16 protein-coding genes are annotated in these 16,605 nt (G+C 60.6%); 7 read left to right on the top strand and 9 right to left on the bottom strand.

Annotated features, from left to right (window positions below; all coding sequences use genetic code 11):
* The first annotated feature begins 20 nt into the window (after positions 1 to 20).
* The 5 genes from EJP67_RS29710 to EJP67_RS29690 are packed head-to-tail and all read left to right on the top strand — an operon-like array spanning position 21 to position 6,692.
* On the top strand, positions 21 to 1,094 hold the full coding sequence (locus EJP67_RS29710) for a 2,5-dihydroxypyridine 5,6-dioxygenase NicX family protein (RefSeq protein ID WP_126025312.1): 1,074 nt from the start codon (positions 21 to 23) through the stop codon (positions 1,092 to 1,094).
* A complete protein-coding gene (locus EJP67_RS29705) occupies positions 1,091 to 1,777 on the top strand; it encodes an isochorismatase family protein (RefSeq protein ID WP_126025311.1) in 687 nt (228 codons plus the stop codon). The genes EJP67_RS29710 and EJP67_RS29705 overlap by 4 nt, the downstream gene beginning before the upstream one ends.
* A 34-nt stretch (positions 1,778 to 1,811) precedes the next feature.
* Positions 1,812 to 2,339 carry a (2Fe-2S)-binding protein gene (locus EJP67_RS29700; protein WP_126025310.1) on the top strand — a complete coding sequence of 176 codons (528 nt, stop codon included), beginning with the start codon at positions 1,812 to 1,814 and terminating at the stop codon, positions 2,337 to 2,339.
* Entirely contained in the window at positions 2,336 to 6,070 is a 3,735-nt protein-coding gene (locus EJP67_RS29695; RefSeq protein WP_126025309.1) for a molybdopterin cofactor-binding domain-containing protein, read from the top strand. Before EJP67_RS29700 ends, EJP67_RS29695 begins: the two co-directional genes overlap by 4 nt.
* Before the next feature lie 55 nt (positions 6,071 to 6,125).
* On the top strand, positions 6,126 to 6,692 hold the full coding sequence (locus EJP67_RS29690) for a MarR family winged helix-turn-helix transcriptional regulator (RefSeq protein WP_126025308.1): 567 nt from the start codon (positions 6,126 to 6,128) through the stop codon (positions 6,690 to 6,692).
* Between the two features lie 104 nt (positions 6,693 to 6,796).
* Here EJP67_RS29690 and EJP67_RS29685 read toward each other — a convergent pair whose 3' ends face one another.
* The 3 genes from EJP67_RS29685 to EJP67_RS29675 are packed head-to-tail and all read right to left on the bottom strand — an operon-like array spanning position 6,797 to position 8,783.
* Positions 6,797 to 7,189 (bottom strand): nuclear transport factor 2 family protein, encoded by a 393-nt coding sequence (locus EJP67_RS29685; RefSeq protein WP_126025307.1) that lies wholly within the window; start codon positions 7,187 to 7,189, stop codon positions 6,797 to 6,799.
* Between the two features lie 11 nt (positions 7,190 to 7,200).
* Entirely contained in the window at positions 7,201 to 8,100 is a 900-nt protein-coding gene (locus EJP67_RS29680; RefSeq protein ID WP_126025306.1) for an MBL fold metallo-hydrolase, read from the bottom strand.
* 44 nt (positions 8,101 to 8,144) lie between these two features.
* Positions 8,145 to 8,783 carry a DsbA family protein gene (locus tag EJP67_RS29675; protein ID WP_126025305.1) on the bottom strand — a complete coding sequence of 213 codons (639 nt, stop codon included), beginning with the start codon at positions 8,781 to 8,783 and terminating at the stop codon, positions 8,145 to 8,147.
* 79 nt (positions 8,784 to 8,862) lie between these two features.
* Between EJP67_RS29675 and EJP67_RS29670 the strand changes: the two genes are divergently transcribed.
* Complete coding sequence (locus tag EJP67_RS29670; RefSeq protein WP_126025304.1) at positions 8,863 to 9,795, top strand: LysR family transcriptional regulator; 933 nt, start codon at positions 8,863 to 8,865, stop codon at positions 9,793 to 9,795.
* A gap of 139 nt (positions 9,796 to 9,934) precedes the next feature.
* On the opposite strand, the gene EJP67_RS29665 is transcribed toward EJP67_RS29670, so the two are convergent.
* Positions 9,935 to 10,837 carry an OST-HTH/LOTUS domain-containing protein gene (locus tag EJP67_RS29665; RefSeq protein WP_126025303.1) on the bottom strand — a complete coding sequence of 301 codons (903 nt, stop codon included), beginning with the start codon at positions 10,835 to 10,837 and terminating at the stop codon, positions 9,935 to 9,937.
* A gap of 202 nt (positions 10,838 to 11,039) precedes the next feature.
* The gene (locus EJP67_RS29660) at positions 11,040 to 11,255 is read right to left on the bottom strand and encodes a hypothetical protein (protein ID WP_126025302.1); all 216 of its coding nucleotides are present in this window, start codon (positions 11,253 to 11,255) and stop codon (positions 11,040 to 11,042) included.
* An 867-nt stretch (positions 11,256 to 12,122) separates the two neighbouring features.
* Between EJP67_RS29660 and EJP67_RS33755 the strand changes: the two genes are divergently transcribed.
* Positions 12,123 to 12,350: a hypothetical protein gene (locus EJP67_RS33755; RefSeq protein WP_165909741.1), complete on the top strand. Its 228-nt coding sequence runs from the start codon at positions 12,123 to 12,125 to the stop codon at positions 12,348 to 12,350.
* A gap of 35 nt (positions 12,351 to 12,385) precedes the next feature.
* On the opposite strand, the gene EJP67_RS29650 is transcribed toward EJP67_RS33755, so the two are convergent.
* From EJP67_RS29650 to EJP67_RS29635, 4 genes are all read right to left on the bottom strand, one after another.
* Positions 12,386 to 13,924, bottom strand: coding sequence for an IS3 family transposase (locus EJP67_RS29650; RefSeq protein WP_126025301.1), 1,539 nt, complete (start codon positions 13,922 to 13,924; stop codon positions 12,386 to 12,388).
* A 314-nt stretch (positions 13,925 to 14,238) separates the two neighbouring features.
* Complete coding sequence (locus EJP67_RS29645; protein WP_126025300.1) at positions 14,239 to 15,015, bottom strand: SDR family oxidoreductase; 777 nt, start codon at positions 15,013 to 15,015, stop codon at positions 14,239 to 14,241.
* A gap of 35 nt (positions 15,016 to 15,050) precedes the next feature.
* Positions 15,051 to 16,328, bottom strand: coding sequence for an L-fuconate dehydratase (locus EJP67_RS29640; protein ID WP_126025299.1), 1,278 nt, complete (start codon positions 16,326 to 16,328; stop codon positions 15,051 to 15,053).
* A 22-nt stretch (positions 16,329 to 16,350) separates the two neighbouring features.
* Positions 16,351 to 16,605 (bottom strand): substrate-binding domain-containing protein (locus EJP67_RS29635; protein ID WP_165909740.1); only part of this gene is annotated, 255 nt, incomplete at its 5' end.

Here is a 16,605-nt window from a genome sequence, read left to right as displayed (position 1 = left end):
CTTCTTCGAAGGAACAAATCATGTCGGTAAGCGATATTGATCTCATTCGGGCTTGGAAACAGGTTCTGACGCTGTCCCGGCTCAAGCAAGGACAGACGGTCACAGTACTGACAGGAGCGGACACGCATCCACAGACGTTGCGTTGTGCCGTGATTGCGGCGAGTGATCTTGGGGCACGAGTCAACCGATTGGACCTTCCTCCCGTGAATGCCGAGAAGGCGTTGAGCCGCGACGCGCTGTCCTATCTGGGCACGACTCCCCTGACGGGCAATCCTGCCGCGATCGCGGCACTCAAGGCCAGCGACCTGGTTCTGGACCTCATGACCTTGCTGTTTTCTCCTGAGCAGCATGAGATCCTCCAGACCGGTACAAAGATCCTGTTGGCGGTCGAGCCGCCGGAAGTTCTTTGCCGCATCGTCCCGACGGAAGCCGACCGAACGCGCGTGCTCCGGGCCACCGATCGCATCCGGCAGGCACGAGAAATGAGGATCTCTTCCAAAGCGGGCACTGAGTTGCGATGCACGATGGGCGAGTTTCCAGCCATCGCGGAGTATGGGTTTGTCGACGAACCTGGACGCTGGGACCACTGGCCTAGCGGCTTCGCCCTGACGTGGCCGAACGAAGGTGGCACGGAGGGGCGCATCGTCCTCGATCGAGGCGACATCCTGCTGCCGATGAAGTGCTATATCACTGACCCGATCGAGATCATCGTCCGCGAGGGGTATGCGCGTTCGATCACGGGCGGTTTGCACGCGGATCTGCTGTCTGAATACATGGCATCTTTCAACGACCCCGAGGCTTACGCCATGTCACACATCGGCTGGGGACTACAGCCACGTGCTCACTGGTCCACGCTCGCTCAGTACAACCGCGAGGCCACTATTGGGATGGATGGGCGCGCCTTTGAGGGAAATTTTCTGTTCTCGCTGGGCCCGAACAATGAGGCAGGCGGCTCGCGCACAACGGCCTGTCACATCGATATTCCGATGCGTCGGTGCACGGTCAAGCTGGACGGAGAGCCTGTGGTTGTGGACGGGGTGGTTCAGGACACCGAAGGATTGGCTCGCGGGAAGATGCTCAAGGAGGCCATATGAGTTCGGCTCCTTTCCAGCAAACCGTGGCGGCAGAAGGTGTTTCGGGCGACGTCTCCGCGTATGCCCGCCAAGGCTTTGGTGCCCCGTTGCCGTTGAAGCCGCCGTTTGGACTTCTGATCATCGACTTCGTGAACGGGTTCGCCGACCCCTTGGTCTTTGGTGGGGGGAATATTCCCGAGGCGATTGCGCAAACGAAGCAGTTGCTGTCTCATGCTCGAGAGCAAAGTTGGCCGATCGCGCACAGCCGGATCGTATTCTCCGACGACGATGCCGATACGAACATCTTCTGTCTGAAGGTGCCTGGCATGCTCGCGCTCAAGGAGCATAGCCATGACAGCGCGATCGTTCCGGAACTCGCTCCGAAGCATGGCGAGTATGTGGTGCGAAAAAGCACGCCTTCCGCCTTCTACGGCACGATGCTCGCTCCGTGGCTGAGTCAGCGAGGTGTCCAGACGCTGGTGATCGCGGGTACTACCACCAGCGGTTGCGTGCGCGCCAGTGTTGTGGATGCCATGCAAGCGGGCTTTCGCCCCTTGGTGGTCTCGGATTGCGTCGGCGATCGGGCGATCGGGCCGCATCAGGCCAACCTGTTCGACATGGCGCAGAAGTATGCCGCGGTCATGCCGTTGGAAGACGCGGTCGCGGCAATCGCTGCGGCCTGCGCGACAGGTGCTGCAAGTTGAAATGGAAGCTGGGTTTGACCTGGCTTTCTAAGAAATGCACGCGGCAATACTGGGCACAAATCTCGGCCAATTCCAAGGAGCATCTGAAGTGCTGTCGTTGATCGTGAATGGTCGAGCCGTTGAAGCGAAGGTGTCGGCCCAAGCGACATTGCTTCATTTGCTGCGCAATGAGTTCGGATTGAACGGGCCGAAGTACGGTTGCGGGCTGGGACAGTGTGGCGCATGCACCGTGCATGTAGATGGCGTCGCCGCACGTGCTTGCGTGATACCGGCGCACGGCGTGTCTGGACGCAAAGTCACAACACTGGAGGGGCTTGGCGGACGGCAGAACTTTCACCCCGTGCAGCGGGCATTCGAAGAAGCTCAGGCCGCCCAGTGCGGCTACTGCCTGAATGGAATGGTGATGCAGGCAGCTGCGCTTCTGCAGCGAGAGAAGCGACCCAGTCCGGAAAAGATCCGAGCCGAGCTATCTGGGAATCTGTGTCGTTGTGGCACACATCTTGAGATCCTGCGCGCGGTGGAGATCGCAACAATGCGGATGACAGACGGAGCAGAGCAGTGACGGATACAACGCTTCGCGCCTGTACGCCGCGCAGTCGGGCGGACTACCTGCAAGCCGCAGGCGTGCTTGTTATCGCGCGAGAGACGCCGGCAGCGCCCGCGCCGGTCAGAGGTCAACCTGCGGCGGTACCGGGCAATCCTGCTGAGGGAGACGAGGTACTCCTGGTCGTGTGGGACGACGGCAGTGTCAGCGCGCTGAACGGGCATGTGGACCTGGGAACGGGCATCCAGACCGCGCTGGCGCAGATCGTGGCTGAGGAACTGGACCTGGCGTTGAACTGCGTGCACATGGTGCTGGGCAGCACGGCTTTAGTGCCTAACCAGGGGGCGACGATCGCCAGTTCTTCCATCCAGATTCATGCGCAGCCGTTGCGATTGGCGGCAGCCCAGGCACGAGCGTGGCTGATCCAACGTGCAAGTGAACTGCTGGATGAGGCTCCGGAGGCACTTGAGGCTCGTTTGGGCGTGGTGCGTGTGCGCGAGAAATCAACGCATCATTTGACGTTCGGAGCGCTGGTAGCTGGTCAACGCACCGTGCTGAAACTGGATTCGGGTGCAAAGACCAAATCTCCGGAGGACTACCGGATCGTCGGGACCGCTCAATCGCGCGTCGACATTCCGGCCAAGCTCGCGGGCGAACTTACCTTTGTGCACGACATGCGGCTGCCAGGCATGCTGCATGGTCGCGTGGTACGCCCACCCTATGCTGGCGCGGACCACGGCGACTTCATTGGCAACACACTGGAGTCGGTTGACGAATCCTCCATTTCCCATATTCCAGGCATTCGTGCAGTGGTGGTGATCCGCGACTTCGTTGGCGTGGTGGCAGAGCGTGAAGAACATGCCGAGCAAGCGGCACGCGAACTGCGCGTGGCATGGAAATCCTGGCCATCGATGCCCGATTTGAACGGCAATGAACGGATTGCCGACGCCATCCGTGCCAATCCAGCCACGCAGCGCGTATTGGTGGATGAGGGCGACATCGAAACAGCGCTGGCAACCAGTGAAACGATGCGGCGTACCTACCTGTGGCCCTACCAACTCCATGCATCCATCGGTCCTTCGTGCGCGGTTGCTCAGTGGGAGCCGGAAGACGGCCGATCGAGGCTTCGTGTATGGGCCGGCACGCAGAACCCACATATCTTGCGCGCTGATTTAGCGAAGTTGATGGCCCTGCAGGACACCGAGGTGGATGTCGTGCGCATGGAGGCTGCTGGCTGCTATGGGCGCAATGGTGCAGACGACGTGGCGGCCGACGCCGCGCTGCTCGCACGTGGGGCCGGTGCGCCTGTACGGGTTCAGCTTACCCGAGAACAGGAGCACCAGTGGGAGCCCAAAGGAACGGCACAGCTGATGGAGGTCGCGGGTGGATTGTCGCCCGAAGGTGGCATCGCTGCCTATGACTTTGAGACCTCCTACCCCAGCAACGGCGCCCCAACATTGGCCCTGCTGCTTACCCGAGCTGTCGAGCCCAGGGCACAGGCCTACGAGATGGGGGACCGAACTGCAAGTCCCCCGTACGCGTACGAGAACCTGCGCGTGAAGGTCAACGATATGGCCCCTATCGTGCGAGCTTCGTGGCTGCGCGGAGTATCGGCGCTACCCAATTCCTTCGCGCACGAGAGCTTCATCGATGAGCTGGCGACGGCTGCAGGTGTGGATCCCGTGCAATTCCGCCTGCGCCATCTACGCGACCCGCGAGCGACAGATCTGATTCGAGCCACTGCGCAAAAAGCGGGTTGGCGTTGGCGTACAGGACCGCAAGAAAACGCCGACGGCGGTTTGGGGGCTGGTGGCGATATCCTTTTTGGTCAAGGCTTTGCCTATGCGCGCTACATCCACAGCGCATGGCCAGGCTTCGGCGCTGCCTGGGCAGCTTGGGTTGCGGATGTGGAGGTCAATCGAAAGACGGGCGAGGTCCATGTGCGCCGCGTCGTGGTTGGACACGACGCGGGGCTGACCATCAACCCGGCGGGTGTGGAACACCAGATTCATGGGAACGTCATCCAGGCCACAAGCCGAGCATTGAAGGAGGAACTGCGTTTCGCACCGGTTTCGTCTCATTCATCGGCGAGCGAGAGGTTGCCGGGTGTGCTGCCGACGGGTGTCGTCGCCAGTCGAGAGTGGGGCAGTTATCCCATTATCAATTTCCGCGAGGTGCCGGTCATCGAGGTGCTCCAGATGCCTCGCCCTGGCGAGCCGCCTTTGGGCGCCGGCGAGTCTGCTTCGGTGCCGGGTACGGCGGCAATTGCAAATGCAATATTCGATGCTACCGGCGTGCGACTGCGTGAGCCGCCTTTCACGCCTGAAAAGGTGCTGGCTGCCATAAGCGCGCTGCCGCATGATCCAGCCGCTGAACCAATGTCGGCGACGACCCGCACGGTTTCAGTCGAGTTGCCCGCTGACGCTCAACTTCCTCGTCGCAAAGGTCTGTGGGCAGGAGCAGTCGCAGTGGTCGTAGGAGCTGTAGGTGTCTTTGCAGGACTGCTTGGTTCGCGATCCGCCATCGCACCGGTGAACTTCAGTGCCCCCGTGTACAGCGCGGCCACCATCGAACGTGGTCGAATTCTGGCTGCCGCTGGTGATTGCGCCGTCTGTCATACCGCGCCAGGTGGCAAGCCGAACACGGGTGGCCGTGCCATGGAAACGCCTTTCGGGACCATCCACACCACGAACCTCACGCCTGAGCCCGAAACAGGCTTGGGACGCTGGTCCTTCAGTGCATTTCAACGCGCGATGAGAGAGGGTCTTTCCAGGGATGGCCGTCACTTGTACCCAGCCTTCCCTTACACGGCATTTGCGAAGACCAGCGATGACGACCTGCAGGCACTCTATGCCTATTTCATGTCGCTTCCCGCAGTGAAGGCGCCGACGCCCTCCAACGATCTGCGCTTCCCGTTCAATCTACGGCCGCTGCTCGCAGGATGGAACGCTTTATTTCACGAGAGCCAACCTTATCGCGAAGATCCGGCCCGTAGTGCAGAGTGGAACCGCGGCGCATACCTCGTCAACGGCCTTGGTCACTGCGGTGCATGCCATACCCCACGGAACACGCTGGGCGCGGAAAAGACCGGAAGTGCATTCCTGTCTGGCGCAATGATTGATGGATGGGAAGCTCCCGCACTTACTGCGCTTTCGAAGTCTGCCGTACCTTGGGACGCAGATGCACTCTACAAGTATCTTCGCCGAGGCCATTCGCCGCGGCATGGTGTGGCTGGCGGGCCTATGGCGGAGGTCGTGATGGAGATGCGGCATCTCCCTGATGAAGACATTCGTGCGATGGCAACCTATCTGGCTTCATATACGCCCCCGCAAGTCGACTTGGATAGGGTTGCGGCAGAAGCGATCAAGACTGCCTCCCAGAGCAGGCAGCGCCTCCTCGGTCAGCCTCAGCGCATGTTTGAAACGGCCTGTGGCTCCTGCCATCACGATGGCAACGGCCCCACGCTTCTGGGCGTCAATTCTCCCTTGGCGCTCAACAGCCAATTGACCAGCGATCGGCCAGACAACCTGCTGCGGACCATTTTGGATGGCGTGCGTCATCCAGCGACCCAGGAGTTGGGCTTCATGCCAGCTTTTCGCGACGCACTCGACGACACTCAGATTGCAGAGCTAGCCGGCTACATGCGCCAACGCTTTGCGCCCCAGAGGCCGCAATGGGAGAACCTTGAGGCGCAGGCGGCGCGCGTGAGAGCTGCACCTGCACATGGTGCGCCAACGCATGGTCGCTAGACGAGGAATTGGACGGCCTCGGCTCGAAAAAGCCCGAGGCAATAAAATCCAACGCATGCGCTCGATTCAAGTAAAGACCGCGCGGCCACGCTCTACCAAGCCGTCGCAGAAAAGCCGTGTTCACGTCGAGGACAGTTCCTCTGAGGTTGCAGCCAATCTTTCCGTGAAGCCGGCCGGCACAGCCGGAAATCCGCCTTCTGCGGGCTACCAGGTGACGCAACAAGTCGGCCACCAACTGCGCCGCGCTTATCAGCGCCACGTATCGATCTTCCAGCAGGGCATTCCCGATTCTCAACTGACCATGCCTCAGTTTGTCGCCCTTTGCACCATCCGGGATTTGGGCTCATGCTCGCTCAATGAGATCGTGGCGCAAACTTTCATTGACCAGGCAACGATACGGGGCGTGGTCGATCGCCTGTCATCGAGGAAGCTGATCGATGTTGGGGAAGATCCTTCGGACAGGCGAAAACTGGCTGTCTCGCTCACTCCCGCGGGAGCGCAGTTGCTCGAACAGGTTATAGGCGTGGCACAAGATATCACCGAACAAACGCTCGGCTCCCTCAATGAGGCTGAGCGTATCGCGCTGGTTTATCTGCTTGAGAAGATGTGCGCCTCAACGTAGCCTCGATATCGTGCCTCATGGCATATCGATAGCGAATCCAGATCGAGACGATGTCAGAGCGATCGAATGACACCGTATCGATGCCCCCCGCTGGTTCAAGCAGTCTACAGTGCTTGCTGAACCATATGGCTGTCCACGAACTGCTCCATGCTCACGATCTTGCCTTCCTTAAGGCGATAGAGGTGTGCGAAGGTTGCGGTCATGGCCTTGCCGGTCCGGCGGTAGATTCCCGAGTAGACGCCGAAGGCAGCCACGTTGTCACCGTCGGCCAGGTACGTGTGGACTTTGGCCTGGTAACTCTCCCACTCCGTCCCGAGTCGATGGAATACGCCGGCAACGATCTGCTCGGGGCCGACGTAGGTGCCGGCATAGGGGAAGCCTGCAGCTTCCGTCCATGCGGCGTCGGGCGCCAGCACAGCGAGAAGATTCTTGCCATTTTCCTCCGAAGGCCCCTCGTAAGTAGCGCGGATGATCTCCAGGTTGCTTGGTGTGCTCACGGCGGTGCCTTTTAGCCCCACTTCATCTCGCCCTTGGCCACCTTGGCGCCGATTTGCAGGGCAGGAGCCAGGCCGGCGTTCGGGTAGCGCTTGTTCATGGCCGCAATCAGCGCATCGCTGTTGGCAGCCTTGGCCACTTCCTGCTCGAAAGCCAGCAGGTAGTCGCGGGTGTAGTTCACGGCCGAGACGTCCAGTGCACCGTCGGCAGCCAGGTGACCCGGGATCACCACAGCCGGCTTGCGCGCGGCAATTGCTTCCAGGTTCTTGATCCATGCTGCGCGCGACGCAGCAGTGGGGGTGTCCGCTGTCCACACGTGCAGGCCCGAGAAGATCAGCACGCCGCCGAACACGGCGTTGAGCGACGGTACCCACAGGTAGCGGCGGTTATCCAGGCCCTGCGCCTTCACGATCTCGATCGTGTGGCCTTCCAGGCTCAGTGAAGGACCGTCGAAGGCTTCGGGAAAGACGATATCGGACAGCTTTTGAGGTCCGTTCTCCTTGAGTTGAGGGGCCCAGGTGTCGATCTTCTTTTGCGCGTTGGCGCGAATGGCTGCGATGGTTTCGGCGGACGCGATCACTTTCGCCTGTGGGAAGGCGGCCTTGATCGGGCCCAAGCTGAAGTAGTAGTCGGGGTCGCTTTGGCTGATGTAGATCGTGCTCAGCGTCTTGCCCGAAGTCTTGATCGCCTCGGCCACGGCTCGACCATCGGGCAGCGAGAAACCTCCGTCGATGAGGATGGCTTCCTTGGTGCCGGAAAGCAGCACTGGGGCGCGGAAAAACCCCTTGTCGCCTGCAGGAAAGTGCTTCCACTGCAGTGGAGCGGAGGGACTGGCGACGGCTGCGCAACCAGCCAGGGCGGAGGCTGCACCGGCAGCGGTAGCGGTCTGAACGAAATCTCGGCGAGTCATCATGATGGTCCTTGTGTGGAAAAACTGACGTGAGGAAAACGGAGGATTCAGGCCGCTGCCACTTGGTCGACAAAGGCCTGTGGGTTGGAGAAAACATCGCTGGAATGCAGCAGTTCGCGTTGCCCGTGCTTCTCCAAGACGAAGGTGGGTACGCCGCGCGCGCCAAACTGCTTCAAGAGGGCATGAGCCTTGTCCATGCGGGCACGGTTGGCCGCGAGCAACTCAGCATCGGGATGGGTCAGACGTGCGGCCGCCCGCTCAAGACCACGCGTCTGCAGCACGGCGACCAGTGTGTTTCGTCGCGTGATGTCTTGCCCGTCAACATAGCGAGCCTGCTGGATGGCCTTGAGCGCGTTCAGTTCACGGCTCGGCTCCGTCAGTGCGACAGCCGTCAGTGCCACAGTGGCCGGGCCGCTGTCGAACATCTGTTGGCGGTCGGCCAGAACCTCGCTGCGATAGCGTTCGCTGAAACGTTGCTTCGTCAGCCGCTCGATGCGCTGGTCGTTGCTCCACGCGTAGTCGGCGAAGTCGTCGTCCATCGGACGTGCGCCCTCGCCGGCGAAAAGACCGCTGGGCAGCAACTGCAGCTCGACGCCGGGCATGCCGGCGAGGGCCACGACCGTATCGCCGGCACCGTAACACCAGCCGCAAAACGGGTCAAACACGTAGTACAGGGTTTTGTGCATTGAGGGGTTGGGCTTGTTTGATTGGGGATGGTAAGAATCAAGAATTGACAGATAAAGGGAGATGAAATAGATAGTCTGTATGTCAATGGCAAACAATCAAGGTGAGTCGGGCTCAAGCCATTTGGCGAATCTCAAGCGCATGGCGTACTTCGCGGCGGTGGTGGAGACTGGCAGTTTCACGGCCGCCGCCGATCGAATGGGTATCACCAAGGCTGTGGTCAGCCAGCAGGTGGCACGGCTAGAGCGGGAGTTCCGCACGACGTTGCTGACGCGAACGACCCGCAAGGTCGTGCCCACGGACGCCGGAAAAGCTTTCTATGGACGCTGCGCCTTGATCCTCAAGGAGGCCGAGGGTGCGTTCGCCGAGTTAGGCGAGGTGGCAATAGAGCCTTCTGGCACGCTTCGACTGACAGCGCCGCTGGACTACGGCATCAGCGTCGTTGTCCCCGCCATCACCGAGTTCACACAACGATACCCGCAATGCAAGGTGGACGCGATATTGAGCGATCAGTCGATCGACCTGATGTCGGGACAGGTGGAACTGGCGATCCGTGTGGGCTGGCTGACGGATCTGAATGTGCAGGCGCGGCAGATCGGGGCGTTCAGGCAACTGCTGGTGGCGGTCTCTTCGTGGCATCGGCAGGTGGCGCGACTGAAGGAGCCGAGAGACATTGAAGCTTTGCCCTTCGTGGCAAACACCGCGCTGCGCGATCCCACCCGCTGGAGTTTCTCCCGCAACGAACTTGAGCGACAGAGCGTTGTGGTGCGGCCGGCGATTTCGCTGGATGCCACACTGGCTGTCCGAGAGGCCGTCCTTCAAGGCGCAGGGTTGTCGGTGCTCCCGGACTATGCCGTCGCGAAAGATTTGGACGGCGGCCAACTCATCCGGGTCTTGCCGCACTGGGGGCTGCCGTCAGGCGGCGTTCATGCGGTGTTCCCTGCGGCGCGTTTCCGGCCCGCGAAAGTACGCGCTTTCGTCGATCTATTAGAGGCGCGAGTGGGCTCCGTGTAGACCGCGGCAACGTTCCAAACACTGTGCGTTTACTAAATCGCACGGATCTATTGCGAGCTTGGATCAGCGTTCTCTGCGTCTAGACGAAAGGCGGAGGTACCAGCAGGACTTGCTTGATACTGAGTTCACAACCAGCTTTTCAAGGGGTCGGAAAGCTCTGAAACTCCGTTCGGCCCAAGTGTTGGGCAGATCCTGGCTCGCGGCGGACCTTGAACTGCTTGGATTCGTGCAGCACGTGGCGCCATGACGTGCAGCCGTAGCGCTTGAGGGTCTGCTCAGGATGATCGAGGTTCATCTTTGCGATGACCTGGTCGAGACTGGCCCAGCCATCAACTGCTACCTCCGCAGCGGTCGCACGCAGGCTGCGCACGATGCCGCTATTGGGCCAGTCGACGGAGCCATCCGGGTGGATTCCATCGAACAGAAAGTCGGTGCCGGCCGGGCTCGCAAGGAAGGCCCCCATCCTTCGGCGCGCTTCATTCATCGACAGTGCCCAATGGCGCAATCGGGCATAGTGACCATCTACCTTGACCATGCTGGTCTCCAGGTATGCGTCGGCGTCCTGGCATCCAGGGATCGACCAGACGTCAAAGCGCTCGATGAAATGGTGTACGAGTTCATTGCGGAGCCCGACCAATTCTTTCAGGCCATTGACGACCTGATCGTAGTCCGCCTGGTCCAGCGTCATGCGTGTTTGCATCCGAAACCAGATGCGGCTGGAGTCACCTGGATCCCATTCGGCCTGTGTCATTTCAGCCTGATGTGGCTGCAAGTAGGTACCCGTGAGTTCGTTGACCAACTGCCCGAGCGTCAGCTTGGACACGGCTTCACCACGCTTGCGCCGGATTTGCTCAAGTTCATCGGACGGCCCCGCGATCTCGAAGTCGACCGCCAACGCCTTGATCAGGCGCTCATACTGCTGCAGCCGAATCATGCAGCGCCCGAGCTTGCGTTGGACTTCCCGCTGCAAGCTCGCGACGGGTTCGTCTGGCACCTGTTCTGGCGCGAAGCCTGCTTCTTGGATCTGGGACTCGTTGCTCATGCTCTACCCATGCTGACACGAATCAATTTCTTGCTGTGTTGTGAATGAAATTTCGCTCGGCGTCTCACTTCGCGCGCCCCGCGACGCATTTGGTTGATGGATCTTTCGAGTTCAGTGAGGCAAGGCATCCATCATCAGCATTGCGCCTTTTCCAGATTGATCTTTCGCGAGCGGCTATTCGTCGCGCTGCTCCTGACTACGGCTACTTGTGGGTCCCGTATTGGTTGCCGGTCCTGCTGTTCCGGTAGGTTCCACCGCGATGCGAGCTGCCTTGCCCGCCGGAATAGGAGCCTCCGTGGCTCGCGGAGTGATGCCCCCCTCCATACGCGATGCGCCCCCCTCCACCGCCCTTGGCAATAGCCAGCGGCGAGGCAAACACAGCAATGCACAAAACTCCAAACAGGATGGCCTTCTTCATGATGTTTCCTCGTGGTGGAAATGCCGTGGTGTGCAGCAAGACTGTGCATTGGCATTTGGTTTTCGCGCAGAGGTCTCCGCTCGCGGATAGGCTCACCAAAAGAAAGCTCGGTGCCAATCCCTTGTTCATGGGATGAGGGGCCGCGTTCCGCATGAGGTTGACCGAGCAGCAATTTGGCGACCTCCTATGAATGCGGGATTCTGAAAACATCCCATCTTGGAGTCCACTGCACGGACATCAAGCATGGTGAAAGCACAGTAATGCCCAAGCGGACGATACACAACGCGACCATCACATTGAAGCTGCCGTCCGACATTGCCGCTGGCGCAGAGGTCGATGCCCTGCGGGCCGCCGGCATTCCCGTCGACGCATTGGGCCAAGCGGAGCAGGGATTTCTGTTTGTACGGCTTGGCGATGGAGGACGAAGCCGGACCAACATCTTTCGATGGTTTGCCTGCGAGGTGGGGCAAGCGTCGGGCTAACCTTTCGAGGATTTTCTGCCCTATTGTCGCGGGTCTGGCCTGCAATTTCGCCGCCGCTGGGCTCGAACATTCCTAACACCTCAGACAGTCGGGATACGGGGAAACGTAGCATCCCCATCCTCGCGCGCAGTCGTACGGGAGACGTCCAGGTCGCAGTCGGAAGACACTGGAGCCACGGATTGCGCGCCATCTAGCGAGCTCCCTGCGTCCCACCGGCTGTAGGCGGTGTCGAAAAACGCGGACGGACTCAAGTTTGCTACCGCCAAATGGAAATCACGCTTGGATTCGTGATTTCCCGGATCCTTCTCGGCATGCTTTTGCTTCACTGATCACTTCAGCAGTTCGGACCTGGTTTGTAATGTTTTTGTCACATCTCCCGCGCACTATGTCTTTTACCTACTGTTGGGACGGAGAGTTCAACAGTTGGAGGGCTCCCTTTAAAGAGAAACAACAACACCCGGGGGATGAGGAGTGGGAGATGCAGAAAAAAGCGCTGTTGCGCGGGAAACCGCAGCAGCGAGTGCAGTCGCGACGGAAAGCAGAGTGCTTGCTGCGCTGGCAGCGCTGGCAGCGCTGGCAGCGCTGTGCACTGTTGATTTCCATCCAGAAGTGACCCACTGGGGGTGCGGATAAAAACTTGGACTGTTTCTATGCCGCAAGTCCAAGGCTCACCCGGTATTCGATAGGGCTGAGAGAGCCAAGGGAGATCTTGATCCGCTTCTCGTTGTACCAGCGGATGTACGAGTCGACCGCCGCGATGAATTGCTCAATGGTGGCGTTCTTCCAATCCCGAGGATAGAACAGCTCGTTCTTCAGCCGCCCGAAGAAGCCTTCGCAAGCGGCGTTATCAGGTGAGCACGCTTTGCGAGACATCGAGCGTGTGAGGTTCGCGTCGTTCATCCTTGATAGCCAACCTGGCCAGCGGTAGTGGCCGCCCCGATCGGAGTGGACCACGGGCCGGTCAGTCGTTTCGGCCACAGTCTCAATGGCTGCATCCAACATGGTGTTGACCAACTCGGCGTCCGGACTGGTCCCAATGGTCCAACTGACGACCATTCCGTCGAAGCAGTCGATGATCGGCGAGAGGTACACCTTGCCAGCCGGGATCTGGAACTCCGTGATGTCCGTGAGCCATTTCGCGTTGGGGACCGCGGCCTGGAAGTCGCGGTTGATGAGGTTTTCAGGTGCTGGACTGATCTCGCCAAGGTATGACGCATATCTGCGCTTCCTGGGCTTTGGAACAACCAGGCTTTCCTGCTTCATCAACCGCTGCACGACCTTCTCGGAGATCGTGACGTCCTGCCTGGTGAGCGAAGCTTGCAGCCTGCGGTAGCCATAGCAGCGGTGGTTCGCCTCAAAGATGTCGATGATGGATTGCCGTACCTTCAGGTACTTGTCGCCCACCGCTGCACGGGCTCGATGGTAGAAGTACGAACTACGCGCAAGATCCAACTGTGCAAGGAGCTCTGGCAGACCATAGTGCTCCCTGAGGGCGTCAATCAGCAGTGTCTTCTCCCGGTTGGACAGGAGCTGCAGGTCGACGCCCAGGCCTTTTTTTAACAGTTCATTGGCCTTGTTCAAGAGGTCCTGCTCAAGGCGAAGTTGCCTGACTTCGCGGCGCAGCGCCTCGACCTGGCGCTCGAGCTCGTCGCGCTCTTGCGAGGACGGAGATTGATTGGTGCGTTTCATGGATGCGGGTGCCTCACGTCCCAGAAGTTGATTCTTCCAGTTGTACAGTGTTGGCCGGCACACACCGAACTTGTCGGCCACAGCTTGCGCACTTGCCTCACGCGTGCAAAGCTCCATGACTCCCGCTTGCATCAGCTCCCCGGAATATCTTCGTCGCCCCGTACTGCCGACGACAGCCCTTCTGGCCTCAGGAAGGGCCTCGCGAATCCAGGCAGTTAGCGTCCCCCTGCCGGGGTAGCCCAATGCCCTCATGGTGGCCGCAATGCAGCGGTCGTGAGTGAGGTAGTGCTCGATAGCTGCCGCTTTTTGTTCCTGCGAGAACTTGGGTCTCCGGCCCGCATAGCCCGCTGGCAAGTCGAGCTTCTGCTGGTATTCGCTGTACCAGCCTTTCAGAGAATTCTTTGTTGGATAACCCAGCTGGCGGATGGTGGGTCTGACGCGTTTGCCAAGCTTGATGTAGAGCTCAACGGCTCGAATCCGATCTTCGTAGGAATACACGAACTACCTCCTGGTAGTCCAAGTTTTCGTCCGCAGCCCCCGTGGGTCAGGATTCCATGGAAATCAACACCCTTACCCCTAATACTGGAGCTGCGTGTGCGGCCAAGTGCGTGCGAGACCGCCTTTAGCGAGAGGCGCTACTCGGCTACTGAGAGCCGTGGGGGGCCCCTTCCGCGACAGGCTTGCGGGTCCATGCAAGTGGCCGGCTGATGGGTCTTGGGGCTGCACCGGTGCGCAGAAGTTCAGCGCGCGTAACTGGAGGGCTATCAGCATTGCCTGGTCGCTTGATCTCCGGGCGATGAAAAAACAAGAAATCAAGTCAACGCCCGATCCAGATGCGTATACCCGCCGTCTACGAACACCCACTGCCCCGTCGTGTGCGAGGCCCGCTCGGAAAGCAGGAACACCACGGTGTTCGCAATCTCCTGCGGTGTCGTCATCCGCCGTTCCAAGGGTATCTTGCCGGTAATGGCGGCGAGCTTGCGGTCGGGCTCGTCGAAGGCTGAGATCCAGCGTTGGTATAGCGGCGTCATCACCTCGGAGGGAATCACCGCGTTGACGCGCACACCGTCCTCCAGTAACGAAGCCGCCCATTCCCGCGTCAGCGACAACTGCGCGCCCTTGGCAGCGGTATAGCCGCTGGTATGGCCCTGTCCCGTCAGCGCAGTCTTCGACGAGATGTTCACGACGGCCCCGCGGCTCGCCTTCAAATGCGGCAGGCAGAAATGAGCCATCACGTAGTAGTGAATGAGATTCCGGTCCAGCGACGCAATGAACGCCTCACGCCCCGCTTCGAGCCCCACGCTGTCGTTCACGCCCGCGTTGTTGACTAACCCGTCGATGCGCCCTAACTCAGCGACAGTGCTTGCGATGGCCTTGCCGCAAGCCGCCTCCTCCATCAGTTCGAACTGCTGAAACCGAGCCCGCGGCTGCAGCCAGTGCAGTTCTTCCTCGAACGCCGCATCCAGCGGATTCTTCCCACAGATCACTGGTACCGCCCCTTCGCGCGCGAGCGTGAGCGAGATGGCCGCGCCGATGCCGCTGCCACCACCGGTGACTAGCACCACCTTGTCTTTCAAATTCAGATCCATGACTGCGCGATGCCTTTCCTTTTCTCTTCTTCGATCTACCCGTGAAAGCGATAACGCTCGAGCGATTCGGGCTTCATCGTGATTGAGAAGCCCGCGCCCTTCGGCGGCATGTAGGCCGCGTTGCGAACCTCGCAGGGCTCCACGAAATGTTCGTGCAGATGGTCGACATACTCGGCCACCCGGCCCTCGCGCGTGCCCGAGATGCAGAGGTAGTCGATCATCGACAGGTGCTGCACGTACTCGCACAGCCCCACGCCGCCCGCGTGCGGACACACGGGCAACCTGTACTTCGCGGCCATCAGCATCACCGCCAGGATCTCGTTCACGCCCCCCAGCCGGCAGGCGTCGATCTGCACCACGTCGATGCCGCCGCGCATGATGAACTGTTTGAACATGATGCGGTTCTGGCACATCTCGCCCGTGGCCACCTTCACCGGCGAGATGCCTTCGCGGATCCTGCGGTGGCCTTCCACGTCGTCGGGGCTGGTGGGCTCCTCGATGAACCACGGCTTCGCGAACGCGAGCTGCCGCACCCAGTCGATGGCCTGCCCCACTTCCCACACTTGGTTGGCGTCGATCATCAAATGCCTGTCGGGCCCGAGCACCTCGCGCGCCACCTTCAGGCGGCGGATGTCGTCCTGCAGGTCGCGCCCCACCTTGAGCTTGATGTGGCTGAAACCTGCGTCTATCGCTTCCTGCGCAAGGCGTCGCAGCTTCTCGTCGGAATAGCCCAGCCAGCCCGCCGAAGTGGTGTAGCAAGGGTAGCCCTCGGCCTTGAGCGTGGCGATGCGTTCTTCCTTGCCCTTCGATGCCTCCCGCAGCAGCGCGAGCGCTTCGTCGGGCGCAATGCAGTCGGTGATGTAACGGAAGTCGATGCAGCGCACCAGCTCTTCGGGCGACATGTCGGCTACCAGTTGCCACACGGGCTTGCCCTCGGCCTTGGCCCACAGGTCCCACATCGCGTTGACGATCGCCCCCGTAGCAAGATGGATCGCGCCCTTGTCGGGGCCGATCCAGCGCAGCTGGCTGTCGGAGGTCACGTGCCGCCAGAAGCGCCCCATGTCCTCGGCCACCCATGCAAGGTCCAGCCCCACAACCAGGTGCCGCATCGCCTCGATGGCCGCGCAGCAGATCTCGTTGCCGCGCCCGATGGTGAAGGTGAGCCCATGGCCCTCCAGCCCCGGCTGATCGGTCTCGAGCACGACGTACGCCGCCGAGTAGTCCGGATCGGGGTTCATCGCATCCGAGCCGTCCAGATGCTGCGAAGTGGGAAAGCGCACGTCGAGCACGCGCATGGAGCGGACGATGGTCATGGGTTCCTTCTTCGCCAGCGGATCAGTCGTACAGCACAGCGGCGATCTTCGGATCGGCGATGTTGGTCTTGTCGTACCAGTAGAAGCCCGTGTCCACGATCTTCGGCAGCTTCTCGCCCTTGACGGCCTTCACCGCCATCTCGACGGTCTTGTAGCCCATGCCCACCGGGTTCTGCGTGATGGCCCCGGCCATGCTGCCGTCCATGATGGCGTTCTTCTGCTGCTTGCCCGAGTCGTAGCCGATGACCACCACCTTGCCGGTGCGCTTCATCTCGCG

Source organism: Variovorax guangxiensis (assembly GCF_003952165.1).
In the GTDB taxonomy this organism is placed as follows: Bacteria; Pseudomonadota; Gammaproteobacteria; order Burkholderiales; family Burkholderiaceae_C; genus Variovorax; species Variovorax guangxiensis.
Note: the sequence above shows the minus strand (reverse complement) of the source record. Positions and strands in the feature narration are given on the sequence as shown.

Excerpts from the sequence above, each read along its gene's own strand:
- EJP67_RS29640 (WP_126025299.1), bottom strand. The coding sequence starts at position 16,328 with ATGACCATCGTCCGCTCCATGCGCGTGCTCGACGTGCGCTTTCCCACT.
- EJP67_RS29710 (WP_126025312.1), top strand. The coding sequence starts at position 21 with ATGTCGGTAAGCGATATTGATCTCATTCGGGCTTGGAAACAGGTTCTG.
- EJP67_RS29700 (WP_126025310.1), top strand. The coding sequence starts at position 1,812 with ATGCACGCGGCAATACTGGGCACAAATCTCGGCCAATTCCAAGGAGCA.
- EJP67_RS29675 (WP_126025305.1), bottom strand. The coding sequence starts at position 8,783 with ATGCACAAAACCCTGTACTACGTGTTTGACCCGTTTTGCGGCTGGTGT.
- EJP67_RS29670 (WP_126025304.1), top strand. The coding sequence starts at position 8,863 with ATGTCAATGGCAAACAATCAAGGTGAGTCGGGCTCAAGCCATTTGGCG.
- EJP67_RS29665 (WP_126025303.1), bottom strand. The coding sequence starts at position 10,837 with ATGAGCAACGAGTCCCAGATCCAAGAAGCAGGCTTCGCGCCAGAACAG.
- EJP67_RS29660 (WP_126025302.1), bottom strand. The coding sequence starts at position 11,255 with ATGAAGAAGGCCATCCTGTTTGGAGTTTTGTGCATTGCTGTGTTTGCC.
- EJP67_RS29645 (WP_126025300.1), bottom strand. The coding sequence starts at position 15,015 with ATGGATCTGAATTTGAAAGACAAGGTGGTGCTAGTCACCGGTGGTGGC.
- EJP67_RS33755 (WP_165909741.1), top strand. The coding sequence starts at position 12,123 with ATGTCTTTTACCTACTGTTGGGACGGAGAGTTCAACAGTTGGAGGGCT.
- EJP67_RS29690 (WP_126025308.1), top strand. The coding sequence starts at position 6,126 with ATGCGCTCGATTCAAGTAAAGACCGCGCGGCCACGCTCTACCAAGCCG.
- EJP67_RS29705 (WP_126025311.1), top strand. The coding sequence starts at position 1,091 with ATGAGTTCGGCTCCTTTCCAGCAAACCGTGGCGGCAGAAGGTGTTTCG.
- EJP67_RS29680 (WP_126025306.1), bottom strand. The coding sequence starts at position 8,100 with ATGATGACTCGCCGAGATTTCGTTCAGACCGCTACCGCTGCCGGTGCA.